Consider the following 17,702-nt stretch of genomic DNA (forward strand, 5'->3'; position numbering starts at 1 on the left):
TCGCAGTTGGGGGGCATTATGCCGGGCAATCCGCATTTGCGTGTTACGGGTTCGGCGAAAGTGATTTTAAATGAAGTCACCAGCAGCAAGCGCAGTGCGCTTCATGGTCCAGGAGAGGTTTTTGGGAGCCCTGCCGATGTGATTATAGCCAATCCCAATGGGATAAGCTGTGATGGTTGCGGTTTTATCAATACGCCCCATGCGACTTTAACCACAGGTGTACCCGAAATTGATGCGAGCGGTTTTTTAAAAGGCTTTAAGGTGCGAGGTGGGGATATCACCTTTGGAGCAAAGGGAGCCAATTTTTTCTCAGGCCAAGGGGCTGTTGATATTGTCGATATTGTCTCACGCACGGTGCATTTTGAAGGACCTGTTGCGGGCAAGGAGATTGGTGTGACCGCAGGGACAGGGCACTTTGATTACGCTTCACGGGAAATGAAAGAACTGACCGATATTACTGGTAAACCGGAATATGCGATAGATGGTTCTGCTTTGGGGGCTCTCCAGGCGGACAGAATAAAACTTGTGGCAACAGAAAAAGGTGTAGGGGTTCGCATGCGCCATGATATGGCAGCCAATGCGGGGCAGTTGCATCTTTCTGCTGACGGGAAAATCTCGTTGAAGAATGTTTTTGGTCATGGGGGCGTTGTCCTCAAATCGAAAAGCCAGAGCGTATTGGCAAAGCACATCACCTCGAAAAAGCATATTGAGATTGCCGCACATAAGGATGTGACGTTAGAAGCCGTTGGCGCTGATGGTCATTTGAAAATAGAGGCGCAGGATGGGCTTTTATCGATTGCAGGCAAGGCAACCTCTGGGGGCAATATGGAGCTGTCTTCGCGCCAGACACTTCAAGTTTCAGGGCTAGGGTCAGGCGCTGATATGGCTCTTGAAGCGGGTGGAGACTTGAAACTTGAGGGGATTGTTTTAGCGCAAGGGAACCTCAAGGCACATGCCGGTGGTGATATAAAGGCGCAGCTTTTAGCCGGTGGGGTTGATATGACGGCAACGGGTGCTACAGGTGTTGTTGTTCTTGGCACCCAAGGGGATGTTGATCTCCAGAGCAGTCAAGGTGCGATTGTTGCTGAAAGTGTTTATGGGGCAGGAGATATCACCCTGGTTTCTCATAACGGACTTTCTGTTTCTCAAACAATTCTGTCGCATCAAAATGTTGCCATTCAAGCACAACCAGAAACAAATGCTCCCGTTCATTTTGGGCAACTTTTAGCTCATGGCAAGGCAAATATTGAGGGTGGGGCGGTTGACTTTTCTTCGCTGATGACGGGTGAAGAAGCTGTTTTAAAGGTTGGCAGCCTTGATGCAGGGACACTGATGACAGGTGTCGTTTCTATGGGCGGTTCAGGGGATCTTGTTTTAGATGAAAAGGGCTTTCTTTTTATTACAGCAAAAGAAGGGGTGAAGGTTGGGCAGATTGCCAGTGGTGGCAATATTGAAATTTTTGCAGGCAACGACATTTATTATGATCAGGTCATTGGCTATGGCAACGCAACATTGACATCGGTATCTGGAGAGATCAGTGTTGAGAATGTGCTGTCTACCGAGGGGGATGTGAGATTGACAGCACCGACACTGGATTTAAGCAATAATCGTTCTCATATTTACACGCCGCAAACGCTGTATTTAATTGCAGATCATATTGATGTCTCGGGCAGCGAATTGACTTATGGTGGTTTAGACTTTCAAAGCACCAATGCCCTTGATATTCACAATGCACGGCTACAAGCCGTGACAGATGAGGGAGGGACTGGAGATATTCTCTTTATTGCTCCAAGCGTTATGGTGGATAAGGCAACGTCGGTTTTAGCGGCACGAGATTTCGTGATCAAGACGGGGGAGCTTGGAAATAGCGGTCAATTGGCATCGGGGCAGGATTTAGTCTTTAGCGTGACGGGCAATGTGACCAACAACAAAACGGGCTTAATTTATGTGAAGGGCAATGGTGCTTTACAAGTTGATGGGACTTTGCTCAATGATTTTGGTGCCATAATGGCAGAGGGTGATTTATCTTTCACCAATGCGGCTGGCAGCGGAAAAAGCCTTTCGCTTGTTAACAAAGCGGGCTTTATTCAAGCAGGTGGAAACTTAAATATCCAAACCAACACTCTAAAAAACAAAGCTGATAGCACGCCTGTCATCACGGAAAAAACGGAATATAGCGATATTTCTTTCCAAAAACCAAAGGATTCTGATCAACTCAGTGATGGGATGTTATATCAGCAGGACCCCAATCTTTGGGGAAAGGGGCACGAATATCAAGAAGATAAACTAATAGGAAAAGGGCATGTAGAACTTTTTTTGGATATTCCACTTTGGGCGAGCAAAGAAGGAACCTATGGCACTGCAATTTCAAGCGATGGAATAGTTTATAAGGCATTCACTTGGAAACATAAGTCTATAAAGAAGGAATTGTCTGTACACCGGTATCAATGGAATGGTGATAGGTGGGGGCTCTTATCCCCAAACAAACACTGGTCACATATGACAGAAAAGACTGTCACACAAGCATTTTCGCATAAACCAACTGTTTCGGGGGTAATACAATCTAGTGGCAACCTCATCATTAACGCTGATACCATTGACAACCATTATAGCATTATGAGAGCAGGGGGAAATGCCGATATCCACGCCAATGTGCTCACCAATTTGGGGGCAACAGCTTATAAAAACACTTATCTTGGTTGTCAGGCTTATACAGACAGTTGTTATGGCTATAAAGCTGATGGAAGCCGCGATGTTTCTTTAGATATAGCCAATGGCAAGGAACGCCATACTGGTTCAAAAGCTCTTGATGCTGCTCCTGGTCTTGTCCAAGCGGGTGGCACTTTAAATCTGGTGGTCGATCAACTCCACAATACGGCAGCGGAAGGTTCGATTACAGGGGATGCATATTTTGAAGCAAAAACCGTTGAAGGCAATCCACTGGAGGCATTAAGCGGTTTAATCGGGGCTGGTGCTCTCTTTACACCAAAAGTGGATCTCAATAATGCAGGGGAACTTTCTGAGGGGCTTCCTTTACCAAAACCCCAATCGGGGGGTGTTGGGGGCACGCTGCCCAATCAAAATTTCATTTATGAAACGCGGGCAGAATTCCTTGATGTTGGCAAGTTTTATGGCTCAGCCTATTATTTGAACAGAATTGGCTACAATCCTGACAGAGAGATTTTTTTCTTAGGCGATGCTTATTTCGAAAAGGAATTGATTGAAAAACAAATGCGTGATCTTGTTGGTCAAGGGTTGGGAAAAGGCTCCTTTATTCCTGGAAGTGATGCCATTGAACAAGTCAAAACTTTGCTGGATGTCGGGGCAGACTATGCAAAAGCCCACAATCTCCCCTTTGGTGAGGCTTTGAGTGAAGAACAATTGGCGTCTCTAGAAGCCCCGATGGTGATTTATGTGCGCCAACAGGTCAAGGGCATGGATGTTTACGCACCGGTGCTTTACATCCCTGAAAAAGACAGAGCCTCCTTTGTTTCTGCTGGGGCTTTGATCATGGGCGATGATGTGAATATCACCAGCCAAAATACAAGTAATTCAACGATAACTAATTCAGGGCGGATTGCGGCAAACCACCAATTGCATGTGCATGGCGGGGATATTTTTAGTAAAGGGGGGCATTTTGCGGCGGGTGGTGATGCTGTTATCCTTGCGGAGAAGAATATTCGTTTGGATGCAGGGCGCACAACGGTTGACGGCGTGGAGACCGTTTTAAACACCGAGGCGCTTTCTGCTGGTGGTAATGCAACGGTGATTGCTAAGCAAGATATCACCGCCTCAGGGGTGGGGATCACCACCGGAGGTGATCTTGCCATGGCTACAGAAGAAGGCAACTTGACGATCGGTTCAGCAGAAACCCATTACCATGATGAACAGGGTGATGCCACCATGCATCATAAATCGGCGTTAAACTCTGGTGGCTCAACGACACTTCTCTCTGGAAAAGATTTGAATATCTTAGGCTCTGATGTTCAAGCAACGGATAAACTTTCCTTACAGGCAAAAGAAAACGTTTCAATTGATGCCACACGCAACAGTATGGACAATCAGAATGGGAGTGAAACATCTCATGTTGCCTTGCACAATGGCTCTCATTTAAGTTCTGGAAAAGATACCACTGTCATCTCAGGTCAAGATATCCATATTGCTGCTTCCGATATAGATGCCAAGGGCAATGTTGGACTTGGCGCCCAAGGGGAGATAGCAATAGGGGTGAGAAACGATGAGATGGAGTATCATCTTCAGGGCAAAAACACGAAAGTGGATATGCAAGCCTCTCATGCGGTTGGCTCTTCGATAAAATCGGGAGGTGATACCACTGTCATTGCAGGGCAGGATGGCAAACCGCATGATTTTAGCATTACAGGTAGTTCCATTGCTGCTGATGGCAAGGTAGGGCTGAAAGCCAGCAACGATGTCCTGATCAATAATGCAGAGGATAGCTTACATTATGAGATGTCGTACCATAAAGAGGGTGGAGCATTTAGTAGCAGCAAATCTGAGCATAACAAGATGGATGTGCGCCAAGTTGTGGGGTCAAGCATAACAGGGGGTGAAGGCATTGCCATTGATTCCGGAAACAACACGGAAGTTGTCGCCTCGACGCTCATAGCCGGTAAGGCAGAGGAAACGTCAGGAGAGAAAGCACCAGGAGAACAGAAACAAGCGGATATTACCATTCACTCTGGGGGAAAGATTACTATCAAAGGCGCCCAAGAACAGTTGGATCAGCAAGCACAATCGTCATCAAGTGGCTTTTTGCATGAGGAATCTTCCGATAGTTCTCAATCGCATACCACAACGGTCTCCTCTATCCTTGGGGCGACGGGAAACATTATCACGCAATCAGACAAAGAGACCACAATCACTGCTTCTCATCTGCTTTCCGGTCAAGATATCAATGTGAGCGGAGAAAATGTGACGATTGATGGCATGCAAGATCACCATAAAAGCCATTCAGAGGAGCATGAAACAGGTTTTGGTGTGGGATCAGGCAAGGGCTTTGTGTCGATATACGGGAGTGAGGGAAAGACAGAAAATGAAGAGAGTTTTGAGCATCAAGGTTCTTCTCTCAATGCGGATGGTACGATCAACATCACTGCCAAGAAAAAAGATGTGAAAATTGTTGGCTCTGATCTTGCAGGTGAGAATATTAATCTTTCGGCAGCGCATGATGTCAATGTGCTTGTTGGTCATAATAGCCATTCCTCAAGCTCAAAGGAAGAACGTACAGGTTTTGGGTTTCAGTTTGAAAAGAACCCTAGCGGTGCTTCCGTGGGTGTTGGAATTGCAAGCGCTAAAGACACAGGGGACCAATGGGAAAATACCAATACGCCATCTCATTTCAAGGCGGGAAAAGATGTGCAGATCAATGGTGGCAATGATGTGAATTTACAAGCAACCATTGTTTCGGCGGATCGTGATGTCAACATTGATGCTGGCAATAATATCACCCTATCAGAAAGCTATGATACCTCTAACGCAAAAGAAAAGCATGAAAAGTCTTTTGCTGGTGTGACAGCCTCTGCTGATATCGGTGTCCTTGGCACGGTACAAGGCTTAAAAGATTCAGCGGACCGTATGAACAATAAGGATGGCAATAACACCGTTATTAATGGCATACTGACCGGCATGAAAATCAATCACCTCTTTAATAAAGGAGAGAATTTTGTTGATTGGCTGACTGGCAACACAGGGGAAAAGGGGAACACAACCAAAGGACTGAGTAACCCATTAGGAGGGATGGGGGGCTCCACCAAGGATGCTCTTGCCAATATGGCTGGCGCATCTGGCAGTGTAACCGTGGGCTTTAAAACTGAGAAAACAGAAGCCTCTGTTCAGACATCTACTGCGGTAACAAATAGTATAGAAGGCGGGCGTTCTATTAATATGCATGCTCACGAAGGCAGCATCCATAGTGTTGGCGCTGATATTATTGCTGGTACCAATCCAATCTATGTGCTGGAAAATGATGCACAGAGCGGAAATATCACCATGGAAGCAGGTAAAGATATCACCTTTGAAAGTGCGCAGAACACGCAAAGCACACAAAATAGCAGTGAAAGTTCTTCAATGAGTGTTGGCACCGGTTATGGCACGGGTGGCGCAGGGGCAACGGGTAGTGCTTCTTTTAGTCAAGGGGAAGGTTCCAGTGATGAAGTGCATCACAAAAACAGCCATATTATTGGCACCGGCACAGTTCATACCACGAGTGGGGCAAACACCACATTGGCAGGCGCCGTGGTTTCTGGAGAGCGTGTAGAAATGGAAGTAGGGGGTGATTTTGCCATTACCAGTCGCAGTGATACGGGGCAAACTTCCAGCAAGCAAAACTCTGTTTCTGTTGGGTTTGGTGCTGGACAAACGGGTGGTGGGGGCTCCATGAGTGCCTCTTTCCAAAAGGATAAATCCTCCAGCGATTATCATAGTGTTGTGGAGCAATCAGGCATCAAAGCGGGTGATGGCGGCTTTAATATCATTGTTAAAGACAAAACGACCCTAACCGGAGGCATCATTGCCAGCACCGCGCCGGCGGACAAAAACAGCCTGACCACAGGAAGCATTAGCACCAGTGATATCAGCAACAGTGCCCATGCTAAAGCCAGCAGCCATGGGTTTAGCATTTCTGGGAATGACACGATAAAGAACATTGCCAAGAATGTTTTAAATCACGGCAAAGCCAAGGATGGAGCAGAAGGGGAAACCAAATCTGCTATCAGTGATGGGACTATCATCCTTACTGATACAACTGGACAGAGGGCGATGGGGCAAGATGCTGGACAAATCATTGATGCACTCAACCGCAACACCGCAGCAGCACACCAGGCAGTAGGACAGCTAGATGTCGCACCGCTTGAGGGAGCAGTGCATAATCGCGTAGATATGATCAATGATTTATCGGATGAAGGATTGGGATACTGGGACAAAATACGCGAAGTCGCAAATGTCAAAGAGCACCCAGTAGGTGAGGTTGCGCATGATGAAAATGGCAATGTCCTCTATTTAACCGATGAAAATGGAGAGTATATAAAAGGCAGTGATGGAAAACCAATAATTCTGTATCGCTATTTAAAACCAGAGGAAGAAAAGCATTTACAAGCTGGTTCTGATGGCAACAGGCGTATGTTCTATAATGGTATTTTTAACACACCAGATGAGGCTGCCTATCGTGCTGTCCAATTAGCTGATAATGCGCATGAACCCCTTTATTTTACATACCACCCACAAGCTAAAGACAGGCTCGTAGAGTATGGGGTAGCAATTTATGAGTATTTTGGGGGATGGAGTAATTCGGCCAAGAAATTCCAAGATTTTACCTCTCGTTATGGTAATGACAAGGCTATTGTTAGTGCGCATAGTCGTGGTAGCTTAACAGTAGGCAATGGACTGCGTGACTTTGAAAAGCGCGGCATTCACGGTATAGCAGAAAAAACAGATATCTATCTTTTTGGACCAGCGGATCATGCTCGATCTATAGCGAATGCATTATATGTCGTAAGCGATGGCAAAAATGATCATGTTTACTTACAAAGCCATGCATCTGACCCCATTAGCACGTTGTTTGGTTACAATGCACCTACTTTTTATAAAGTACCTTTAAATCTAGATGTTTCACTTTTGGAGAAAGGTATAAAAAATCCTTTATATATGACGCTGTTTGTAGGAACCAGTTTATTGACTACAGCAACCTCTCCATTGATAGAGGGAGGGAGGGCGTTAGGCGGGTATGATCCTAGTCCCCATAATTGTTATGGTGATGCAAGTAAAGCGTGTATAACTAATTATGGAATACCGCCTACTAAACAAATTAATTCAACTTATTCAATTTTAGAGCATTTATGGAAGAAAAAATGAGACAAATTTTGAAATTATTGAGTGGTATAGTCCTATTAAGTGTAGCTGGATGTGACATTGAAAACATTGATAAGCCTCCTCCAGAGTATGTGAGTATGTGGGAGAAGGTAGGTGCAGATTCTACTGAAGTAGGAAAAGCCTTGTTAGAATGCGGAATGCCAAGCATTTTTGATATTGATTCAGAAAACAGAAAGCTTAGTATTAATGAGGATGCAACAATTTATGCTTGCATGGTTCAAGCAGGATTCCATTATAAAGGGAGAGGAAACTGGTGTTATACATTTAGAGAAGAAAACCTTCCCATTTGTCGTCCAGGTGCTGTCATTCCGAAGAGAAGTGTCGAAAAGCGCTTAAACAGCCCGTTTTGTAAAAGAAGTCCAGTACAACCTGAATGCAAGCCTTAAGTGATGATCAACAATCCGCCATCCTTGCCTTCGCTTGGAATGGCGGGATTGTTTCCTCTATATCACTATTTAACGTCAGGGGGAGAAAAGCATTTACAAGCTGGTTCTGATGGCAAGGTTCATGTTTTCCTCAATGGTATTCTTACAACACCAGATGAAGCAGCCCATAATGCGGTTCAGTTGGCTGATAACAAGAATGATCCGCACTATTTTCTGATGTTCCCTCATAGCGATTCGCTCTTGGTAGAGGGGTTCATTGCAGGGTATCAGTATTTTCTAGAAGGTAAGTTGGGTGCTCTGACCAATTCGACGAAGAAGTACCAGAATCTGTTGTATAGCCTTGGCAATATAGGATTGCATACTGATGCGCATAGCCGCGGCAGTATGACAGCGGGCAATGGATCGCATGATTTAGAAAAGCATGGTGTTCATGGTATAGCAAAGGAAACAACGATTAATTTCTTTGGACCAGCTTATAATACTCAAGACATGGCAGATACATTATATATCTTAAGGGATGGCAAGCAAACCACTGTCGGCTTGGAAAATCATGCAGATGATTTTGTTGGTGTTGTATTTGGCAAAAATCCTTACACTTTTGAGCAAATACCTCCTGGAAGTGGTCCCTGGAAAGAGAGAGGGCAAATATTTAAGGGCTACCCCAGTGTCCATGCTTGTTATGGACATCCAAGTGATGCTTGTACAAAGTTCTATGGTTTACCTAATCGTACGCCAATTTATTCAAAATATTCAGGGAGGAAAAAATGAAACAAATCTTGAAATTATTAAGCGGTTTCATTTTGTTAAATATTGCTGGATGTAACATTGATAAGCCTTCTCCAGGGGCTCTGAGTATGTGGGAGAAACCTGGTGCAGATTTTACGGAGATAGGAAAAGCATTGTTAGAATGTGGTATGCCAACCCCTTATGATGTTTTTCCAGAAAACCAACAGCAGAGTATTAATGCTAAAGCAACAGTTGATGCTTGCATGGTTCAAGCAGGATTCCGCTATAAAGATAATGGAAAAGGGGGGGGGTGGTGTTATACTTTTAAAGAGAAAAACCTTCCCATTTGTCGTCCAGGCGCTGTCATCCCACAGCGCAGTGTCAAGAAGCGCTTGAACAGCCCTTTTTGTAAAAAGCATCCAGAACAACCTGAATGCGAGCCTTAAGTTTTGCTGTTTGTGATGATTAACAATCCGCCCTCCTTGCCTTCGCTTGGAACGGCGGGATTTTTTTCTCAATCTAACATCTCAATATTGTTCACCGTTGCTTTAAGCAGCGGGACAGGAAATATCAACAAGCTTCCGAGCTGTTTATTGTCAATAAATCCATTGAAAGAGGGGAATAATGAAGAAAATCTTAAAAATATTGAGTTGCATGGCTTTGTTAAGTATCACTGGATGTGTTAACTCAATTCCCTCACTTTCTCCAGCATTATGGAGAAATAAAATACTTTTAGAATGTGGAGTACCGGACCTTAATAAGGTTGTGGCGCTAGATTTGAATCAATTTGCCAATATTGAAATGTGTATGGCGCAATCAGGTTTTCGTCCTAGCTTTACAATACAAGAATGGTGTGAAAACCATAAATCGGACAATCTTCCCATATGTCGTCCTGGTGCTGTCATGCCTCAACGAAGTGTTGAGAGACGCTTAAATAGCCCTTATTGTAAAAAGCATTCAGAACAACTTGAATGCCAGCCTTAAGTCTTGCTTCAGCAGAGAAAGCCTTGTCCGTCCTTACGTGACAAGGTTTTCTTTTTATGCCGCGTCGTTATAACGTTGCTGTTTTGCTTGCTCGATGACATTCAAAAGATCCGATTGTAACCAACGCGATAAAAAACCAAATTTTAAAGGTTTTGGCAAAGAGCCATTGGTAACATGACGGCGGAATGTTGAGACACTCATATGAAGCAATTTTGCACTTTCACGGTCTGTCAAAAGAATATCATTTTCTGTCATAATAAAATCCTTTCACTCTCAAAAAATGGTAACAAATCATAACCATTTATTAACCACATTTTGGTTCACTTTTGAAGGTATTTTATTTATAGAAAACAATATTTTATCATACAGTTTCTGATGTGATAAATTATGAATCTTATTGAGAAAGAATGAGAGACAAGAGAGTTAAAGTTATCCACAGATCATGGGGTTATGCACCCCATATCTTAAGATTGACCGGTGACATAAGCCGCCCATTTATTCATATAGACACGACGCTGTTCTAGATAATCAGTGCGACGATAGGAGCGCTCTACTTGCCCTCCGACCGTATGACTTAGAATGGTTTCAGCGACCTCATAAGGGGCATCGGTTGTTTCTGCTAGCCAATCGCGTAAACTAGAGCGAAAACCATGGGGGCAGGCTTCAATTTTATTTTTTCTCATATACGCAGCCATCATCGTATGTGAAAGAGGACCACGACCGGTAAGTGAAAAGATGAAATCACTCTTAGAGATACAGCGGGCTTGTTCAATTACTTTTAATGCTTCAGATGATAAGGGCACACGAAACTCTGTTGTGGCATCACGCTTGCCTTTCATATTCTCAGCAGGGATTGTCCAGATATCATCTTCAATCTGATCTTCACGAATATGACGCAAAGGATTGCTACGAACCCCTGTAAGGATAAGCAGACGCAAAGCTAAATGTTTTATAGTTGTTGTTTTGCAGAGAAATTGGTAAAAAGCCGGCACATCTCTCCAATCCATGGCTGGTAAGCTTTGTTTTTTATGACGTTGTTTGCCTAAGAGAGCTTTTGCTTTTTCTACTGCTTGTAAATCAACATCTAACCCTAATGCAGCCGCATGTTTGAGACAAAGATTAAGACGCATTAGTGCTGTTCGAGCAGTTCCAGCTTTTGTATGCCAAATAGGGGCAAGGGTATCGCGTATCTCTGTTTGGGTAATCTCTGAAACGGGCAGACAGCCTAATTTAGGGAGAATATGGAGGCGTAAATGTAAAAACCAATTACAAGACTCACCATCATTTTTTAATTCAGCTTTACGGCTTTCAAAAGCATCTAGAGCAATATCTTTTAAATAATGGAGATTGCGCATTGCCTCACGCTTTTGTTTATTGCGTTCTTTAATGGGGTCACGCCCCTCACGTAAAACAGCACGCCACCCAGTTGCCAATTCACGGGCTTGTTTTAAAGAAACATCTCGCAAGGCACCCAAGCCCATTTCGCGGCGCCGACCATGAATGGTATAACGATAAAGCCATTGAGCACCACCATCTTTACGCTTATGAAGAAGCAAGCCGGCACCATCATTATATTTACCAGCTCCCAATGTTGCGACAGCCCTTGCATTAAGACGATTCATAAGAACCATTTTTACTCCTTTCTTGTACAATTTTTACCCACACATCAACCCCGCTTGTGATGTGCAAGTAAGTGGTTTTGATTGATTCAAGATAAACAGATTTGAAATGAGAGAATCCTACGTTATTCGGGGGTCTAATTCAATATGAACAGAGCTAGATTATCATTATAAATCAATATCTTGTATCGGTCATTCAAGATGAGATTGATGACATAGCCGATGAGTATGTTCAACAAATCCAAGAAAGCATTTTTGTAGCCATTCGTTTTTGTGAACGGGAGACCTTTTACTTTAACGAAAGCCGTGATGTGGTGTTTGAGACACGGGCGGGACAAGGTGTTTATGATGCAAGCACTACCAGCCATATCGAAAGTGCTGTTAAAATCAAAAACGTTTATCTGAGTTCTGATCAACATCATAAGTTTGCCTTGGAATGTAAGGACCATGTTTCTTTAGAGCCTTTGTTATCATCAGAGCAGCAAGGAACGTCGGTTTGTTACAGTTATTTTGATAGGAAATTACATCTTTATCCCACGCCGGATAGAGCCTATCAGATTCAACTCATTCTCTCTCCATTGCGTTTATCAGAGATAGAGAGTGTCGATGAGGAGCATCCATGGTTTGTGCACGCGTTTGATTTGATTAAGGCGCGTGCAAAATACGAACTTTACAAGAATATCCTTAAAGACCCCGATTGTGCAACGGCAGCTTACAATGACTTTAACGAACAGTTGAATGAATTGCGTGCAGAGACGTCTCAACGTCATAACGTGACCAGAATAATACCAACGGATTTTTAGCATGGTTTATTTTCCTATAGCCGATTACAGACCGGATGTTGCGGTTGTCAACGGCAGTTTTACGGATAGCCTTGTGAATGTTTTACCGGCAGATGGCGGTTACATACCCATGCCTAGTGCAATGGTTGTTTCTAATCCTTTGGAAGAAAAGCCCTTGGGTTCAATCGCCTTTAGAAGCGGTAATGGTGTTAAGATAATCGTGGGAGGCAAGCAAAAGCTTTATAGTTATGATAGTCAAACGAAGGGTTGGAAAGACATAAGCCAAAGTGGTGTGACGTATCATGCGCATGAGGATAATCAATGGTCGTTCGCTTTGTTTGGTCAAAGAATTATTGCGGTGAATAAAAATGATAAACCACAAGTTTTTAATACCCATAGTTCTGAACGATTTGAAGATTTAGGAGGCAATCCGCCGAAAGCAGGCTTGGTGAAGGTTTGGGGACCTTTTGTTTGTTTGATGCAATTGACAGATCACCCCAATCGCATTCATTGGTCTGGTTTGGAAGATGCAACCCATTGGACAGTTAAACAGAAAGATTGCGATTTTCAAGATTTTCCGGATGGAGAATATGTTCAAGGGGCAACAGAGTCCACCAATCCCCTCATTTTTATGTGTTCTGCTATTTATGCAGGAACCTTTGTTGCGGGTTCTAAGATTGTATTTACGTTTCAAAAGATACAAGACAAGCGAGGAGCCCGCAGTGCAGCCTCTATAGCATGTCGAGGGAGTGACGCTTTTTTTGCAGGTGATGGTGGTTTTTATCAGATGAGTTTAGATGGTCAACTTTTACCGATAGGTTTTGAAAAGGTTGATAGAACGGTTTTTAAAACATTTGATAAGTTTGCTCTTGATAAGATGCAAGGAGTTATAGATCCCATTGATAACCGGATTTATTGGTCCTTAAAGAGTGGCAATAACGAGCAAACGACCTTTGTTTATGATTGGGGTTTACAGAAATGGTCGACACTACAGGGAAAGATTTTCACGTTGTTTCCAGTGTTTACAACAGGTTATACTTTAGAACAGTTAGATGAGATTTCGCTCAATCTTGAGGCATTGCCTGCTTCTTTAGACAGCCCCCGTTGGCAAAGTGGCGCTCCAATGCTTGGTGCTTTTGATGAAAACAATCGGCTTGTTATGTTTACAGGAGCCCCGATGGAGGCAACGGTTGTTTCGCAAGAGATGGGGGCGCCTGATGGAAGTTTTAACTTTATCACGAAAATGTTTGCCGAAGTTGATACAACACAAGGTCTTTTAAGCATAGGGGAACGTCGTCTTCGCAATAATCAGACGCCGATCACATGGCATAAGGAGAGGGTGTGTTCGTATGTCACGGGCGCTTATCATGGGCGTTCGCGCAATCGTTATCACCGGTTTAAATTGCGCATTCCTAAGAATGAACCTTGGACGATGATTACGGGGTTTAATGTGGATTTACGTCCTTTTGGTAGAGGCTAATGGCAAAAGTCTTTTTGACCAGTTCTTGGGAGATGGAGCGTATAGCCCCTTATCTTGAAGAGATTATTGCATCTTTTAGAGAGTATGTAGAGCGTTTTAAACATGAAGTTACGTTGCAAGAACTCATTGAATCTATTTGCATGGGCGAGAAACAGTTATGGCTTGTTTTGGATGATGAAGAGCGATTTTTAGCGGTCGTCACGACCCAGATACAACAGACAGTTTTAGGAAAGAAGCGCGCGCTCATTTGTGAATGTAGTGGGAAAGGTGTTCTTGATTTGGTTGACAATTTACAAGTTGCAGAGGATTGGGCGCGTGAGAATGGCGCTTTTGAAATGGAGATCTTGGGTCGTTTGGGTTGGAAACGTGCATTGGACAAGCAAGGTTACAGCATAGATATGCTTTATTACAGGAAGGAATTGCGAAATGGGGAGCAAGACACCAGCAACAACAGAACAAAAGCAGGTACAGACAAGCGCCCCTCCTGCTTGGATGGAGAATGTATTTAAGCGTGGGGGTAGTGATGCGTATCAAATGTATGACACAGGGATTGGGGGTAATGTGTATGGGGGACCTCGTATTGCCCCGTTAAGTGATCAAACGCGCTATGGCATTAGTGGTCTTGGCAGTATTCCTCATCATTATCAAAATCGCTCTTTGATGAATACAATCTACAATCCAACGTCGGCAGCCATGAATCTTAGACATATGGCTTCTGGTAGTATGGTTGGACAGAATCCGTCTTTTAATGCCGCCCTTCAAAATAGCTTAGACCGTGTAAGAAATATCATATCAAAAAACACAATAAAGTCAATATGTTGTTTGCAATTATTTTATATGAATCCACTCAAGAATCCATCCTTTTATGCATGTTTAAATTGACTATTTTTTATATAAGATTGCCATGTATGAATAGACCATAAAAAGCAAATCATGATGCAAATATTATAACGCATGTGTGTATTCAAATGAAATGAAAAGCCGATATCATTCATAACAGTTTATAAATTTTATGATACGTTTTTATCACAGCACAAATCACATTGTTAAAAATTTAGTTGTTTGAAATAATCGATAACATACGTTTAAAGATCACATCTTGTTTTAATAATTGGATTGTTAATCGCATGATAAAAACAAAATTATTGGTTCCCAAAATTGGGAAGCAAAAATCTATATCCCTTATAGCAATATTTTATTACCTATTAGAGGATAATCGTTTGAAACTGTTATAAGGTAAATTGTATCAAAAGATACGTATTTATAGAAAATAGAGATCATATAGTTTTCCCCAAAATTGGGAAAAACCTTAAAATGGCATTAAAGCAATTAACTGTTTGAAGCATTCATAAGCTTATAGGTTTAATTCATAAAGATTGCACAAAGGATTTAAAGACAAGATTGATTTTATAACCACGGTATTTTTTACCGAGGTAGAAAATAAAGGTCATGAAATTTAAAACATTATATCTTATGAAATCAAAAGCTTTTTAATGAATATAGTGCATAGCTAGTTTTGAAGAACGCAACTGTATTCGCTTCCACAAAAAAATGGAAGCGAACAATGCCATGGCAGTAGAATTACTATCTACTTTAGACTTGATACTAAGAAACGTTTTAAAAGTTATAGTTTAAAAATACGCTTATGAGACCCTTTCTAAATGAACGTTTAAACGTTTGAAACTGATGTTTATAACAGTTTTTAAAGCCTTGCATTTGATAAAAGCGGTTGTTTGTTGTCTTTATGAGAGATTGTTTTAAAAACCAATGCTTGTAAATGTAAAAACCGTTTTGTTAAAGCTACCGAGCATTTTGATTTGTTTGGTACGTTTGATAGCCATGAAAGCGTTTATAGGCTCTCTCATTCAAATGAGTGATTAAAGATCATACGCACATTTACGTTTCTTTTGATAAGTTTTTATATCTCTCATAGAGCGCTTGCAATATGATACGTTTTGTATATATGCATTCATTACTCCATGTGGATGATTCATTTTAATCATTAGAATAGACATTTGAAAGCCGCGTCATATCACTTGGCACGGCTTTTTTTTATTTTACTCTCTCTTTTATGATATGTTTATAGCAATGCATTTTATATGCGTTTATAACCATAAAGAATGCACGCCCTATGCGTGTTTTTATTCTGTTTTATCAGGTATATTGACAACATTATCCCTTTCATAAACCTCACAATTTTTTGGAACCAACCTTACTTTGCTTTTTTTGTTGATTTTTGCATTGCCATAAGCACGCCCCCAGATCGTTGCACAATATGAGATTTTAGCATTGCCATAAACAGAGCCATAAATCTCACAAGAGCCACTCACACAAGCATTCCCATAAACCTTGCCATAAATTTTTGCACGACCATTAATAACAGCATAATTATAAATTTTTGCATGGCTATAAATACAGGCCAAGCCAGAAACCTTGGCATGACCATAAACGCGTGCATAACTAAAAACCGTAGCATCATAAGAAACATGCGCATGGTCATAAATATGAGCATCAGCAAGAACGCGGGCACTACCATTCACATGAGCATACCCATAAACATTGCCATAAACATGAGCATTGCTATAGACAAAAGCATGGTCATAAACTTTTGCATATTGAGAGATAAAAGCTTTTCCATAGACTTCAGCATTGCCATAAACTTGACCACAGACTTGAGAAAAATGGCGTATTTTTGCATCATCATACACTCTTGCATGACCGTAGACACAAGCCTCATCATACACCCAGCATTTACCATCATGGGATAGGTTAACTTCCTTTTCAATAAAGCCGCCTAAAGACCCCGCCTTTACATCATCAAAATCTTTTAAAGCTTTAATGCGATAAAGGCTTATAATATTTCGAGTAAGAGCATGTTTGATTTTTTTGATTTCACTGGTTAATTCATATTTTTTGCACATAGAAGACCCTCACAATCTAATGTGATAAACATTTGCTAAAATTTGGAATGGGAAAATTTGAAAGAGAGGCGCCCCCGCCACGCCTGTACTTTCATTTACACTGCTTTATTGATTAGACCCAGACAATCTCTAATTCACCATAAGGAGAGAGACGTTCAGTATAGGTTTTTATTTTAGTAGACCCGCCGACATTTTCACGAATAACAGCAATTCCATGAATATTGGCATTTTCATAAACATGTACATTATTTGCTATACGAGCGTTTTCATAAACCCTAGCATTGTCATAAACATAGGCATTATCATAAATAATAGCCTTGCCATAAACACGCGCATTACCATAGACATGGGAATTATCAGAAATAACAGCATTGCCATAAACATGGGCATTATCATAGACATAGCCAGCAACGATAGCATTGTCATAAACCCGTGCATGACCATAGATATGACCACAAGTGACAGCCTTGCCAAAAACCCTTGCATTTTCATAAACATGACCATTTTTAAACACAAGAGCCTCATCATACACCCAGCAATTGCCCTCATGAGAGAGGTTATCTTCCTTTTCAATAAAGCCACCTAAGGTACCTGCTTTGATATCAGAAAAGTCTTTTAATGCTTTAATACGGTAGAGAACATGTTTACCAAATACACGCGTTTCATTTGTGAGTGCAAATTTCCTTTGCATGGCACAATTCCTTTATAAAGAGATTTAAATTTTTAAATGAGAATGTTTAAAGGAGGGCGCCCCCGCCGCGCCCACGCGTTATTTAAGCAGCGTCTTTTAGTGACTGATTATCATCACAGATATCATTACGAATTTTTGCACGGCTATTGACAACAGCATTGCCATAAATTTGCACATGATGATCAATATTTGATTTGCCATAGACCTTGGCATGATCATAAATCCT

At 42.1% G+C, this 17,702-nt stretch carries 11 protein-coding genes and 2 pseudogenes; 9 read left to right on the plus strand and 4 right to left on the minus strand.

All coding sequences use genetic code 11. The features are described from left to right. The 5 genes from ACFIKY_RS07965 to ACFIKY_RS07985 form a co-directional block, all read left to right on the plus strand. Positions 1–7,869 (plus strand): hemagglutinin repeat-containing protein (locus tag ACFIKY_RS07965; protein WP_375661650.1); only part of this gene is annotated, 7,869 nt, incomplete at its 5' end. Continuing rightward, the gene (locus ACFIKY_RS07970) at positions 7,866–8,273 is read left to right on the plus strand and encodes a hypothetical protein (RefSeq protein WP_375645069.1); all 408 of its coding nucleotides are present in this window, start codon (positions 7,866–7,868) and stop codon (positions 8,271–8,273) included. The genes ACFIKY_RS07965 and ACFIKY_RS07970, both read left to right, overlap by 4 nt. Positions 8,274–8,276: 3 nt before the next feature. Beyond that, positions 8,277–9,041, plus strand: a complete 765-nt coding sequence (locus ACFIKY_RS07975; RefSeq protein ID WP_375645070.1) for a hypothetical protein — start codon at positions 8,277–8,279, stop codon at positions 9,039–9,041. Then, positions 9,038–9,445 (plus strand): hypothetical protein, encoded by a 408-nt coding sequence (locus tag ACFIKY_RS07980; protein ID WP_375645095.1) that lies wholly within the window; start codon positions 9,038–9,040, stop codon positions 9,443–9,445. The genes ACFIKY_RS07975 and ACFIKY_RS07980 overlap by 4 nt, the downstream gene beginning before the upstream one ends. Positions 9,446–9,623: 178 nt before the next feature. Then, positions 9,624–9,983, plus strand: coding sequence for a hypothetical protein (locus ACFIKY_RS07985; RefSeq protein ID WP_375661651.1), 360 nt, complete (start codon positions 9,624–9,626; stop codon positions 9,981–9,983). 54 nt (positions 9,984–10,037) lie between these two features. Here ACFIKY_RS07985 and ACFIKY_RS07990 read toward each other — a convergent pair whose 3' ends face one another. Together ACFIKY_RS07990 and ACFIKY_RS07995 are read right to left on the minus strand one after the other, a co-directional pair. Then, positions 10,038–10,238, minus strand: coding sequence for an AlpA family transcriptional regulator (locus ACFIKY_RS07990; protein WP_015856172.1), 201 nt, complete (start codon positions 10,236–10,238; stop codon positions 10,038–10,040). A gap of 209 nt (positions 10,239–10,447) precedes the next feature. Continuing rightward, on the minus strand, positions 10,448–11,614 hold the full coding sequence (locus tag ACFIKY_RS07995; protein ID WP_375647726.1) for a tyrosine-type recombinase/integrase: 1,167 nt from the start codon (positions 11,612–11,614) through the stop codon (positions 10,448–10,450). A 167-nt stretch (positions 11,615–11,781) separates the two neighbouring features. Here ACFIKY_RS07995 and ACFIKY_RS08000 point away from each other — a divergent pair. The 4 genes and pseudogenes from ACFIKY_RS08000 to ACFIKY_RS08015 form a co-directional block, all read left to right on the plus strand. Then, a pseudogene (locus ACFIKY_RS08000) lies at positions 11,782–12,405 on the plus strand (hypothetical protein); the annotation flags it as partial. Position 12,406: 1 nt separating this feature from the next. After that, entirely contained in the window at positions 12,407–13,864 is a 1,458-nt protein-coding gene (locus ACFIKY_RS08005; RefSeq protein ID WP_375661652.1) for a hypothetical protein, read from the plus strand. Next, positions 13,864–14,286 (plus strand): annotated as a pseudogene (locus tag ACFIKY_RS08010) (hypothetical protein); the annotation flags it as partial. The gene ACFIKY_RS08005 and the pseudogene ACFIKY_RS08010, both read left to right, overlap by 1 nt. 4 nt (positions 14,287–14,290) lie before the next feature. Next, on the plus strand, positions 14,291–14,746 hold the full coding sequence (locus ACFIKY_RS08015) for a hypothetical protein (protein ID WP_375661653.1): 456 nt from the start codon (positions 14,291–14,293) through the stop codon (positions 14,744–14,746). Positions 14,747–16,005: 1,259 nt separating this feature from the next. Here the strand turns inward: ACFIKY_RS08015 and ACFIKY_RS08020 are convergent. Together ACFIKY_RS08020 and ACFIKY_RS08025 are read right to left on the minus strand one after the other, a co-directional pair. Continuing rightward, a complete protein-coding gene (locus ACFIKY_RS08020; RefSeq protein WP_375661654.1) occupies positions 16,006–16,785 on the minus strand; it encodes a hypothetical protein in 780 nt (259 codons plus the stop codon). 112 nt (positions 16,786–16,897) lie between these two features. Further along, the gene (locus ACFIKY_RS08025) at positions 16,898–17,476 is read right to left on the minus strand and encodes a hypothetical protein (RefSeq protein WP_375661655.1); all 579 of its coding nucleotides are present in this window, start codon (positions 17,474–17,476) and stop codon (positions 16,898–16,900) included. Between the last annotated feature and the right edge of the window lie 226 nt (positions 17,477–17,702).

It is taken from the genome of Bartonella sp. CR127HXZ, assembly GCF_042194555.1.
Classification (GTDB): domain Bacteria; phylum Pseudomonadota; class Alphaproteobacteria; order Rhizobiales; family Rhizobiaceae; genus Bartonella; species Bartonella grahamii.

Coding starts and splice junctions, on each gene's coding strand:
- ACFIKY_RS07995 (WP_375647726.1), bottom strand. CDS start 11,614: ATGGTTCTTATGAATCGTCTTAATGCAAGGGCTGTCGCAACATTGGGA.
- ACFIKY_RS08005 (WP_375661652.1), top strand. CDS start 12,407: ATGGTTTATTTTCCTATAGCCGATTACAGACCGGATGTTGCGGTTGTC.
- ACFIKY_RS07990 (WP_015856172.1), bottom strand. CDS start 10,238: ATGACAGAAAATGATATTCTTTTGACAGACCGTGAAAGTGCAAAATTG.
- ACFIKY_RS08015 (WP_375661653.1), top strand. CDS start 14,291: ATGGGGAGCAAGACACCAGCAACAACAGAACAAAAGCAGGTACAGACA.
- ACFIKY_RS08025 (WP_375661655.1), bottom strand. CDS start 17,476: ATGCAAAGGAAATTTGCACTCACAAATGAAACGCGTGTATTTGGTAAA.
- ACFIKY_RS07970 (WP_375645069.1), top strand. CDS start 7,866: ATGAGACAAATTTTGAAATTATTGAGTGGTATAGTCCTATTAAGTGTA.
- ACFIKY_RS07975 (WP_375645070.1), top strand. CDS start 8,277: ATGATCAACAATCCGCCATCCTTGCCTTCGCTTGGAATGGCGGGATTG.
- ACFIKY_RS07985 (WP_375661651.1), top strand. CDS start 9,624: ATGAAGAAAATCTTAAAAATATTGAGTTGCATGGCTTTGTTAAGTATC.
- ACFIKY_RS07980 (WP_375645095.1), top strand. CDS start 9,038: ATGAAACAAATCTTGAAATTATTAAGCGGTTTCATTTTGTTAAATATT.
- ACFIKY_RS08020 (WP_375661654.1), bottom strand. CDS start 16,785: ATGTGCAAAAAATATGAATTAACCAGTGAAATCAAAAAAATCAAACAT.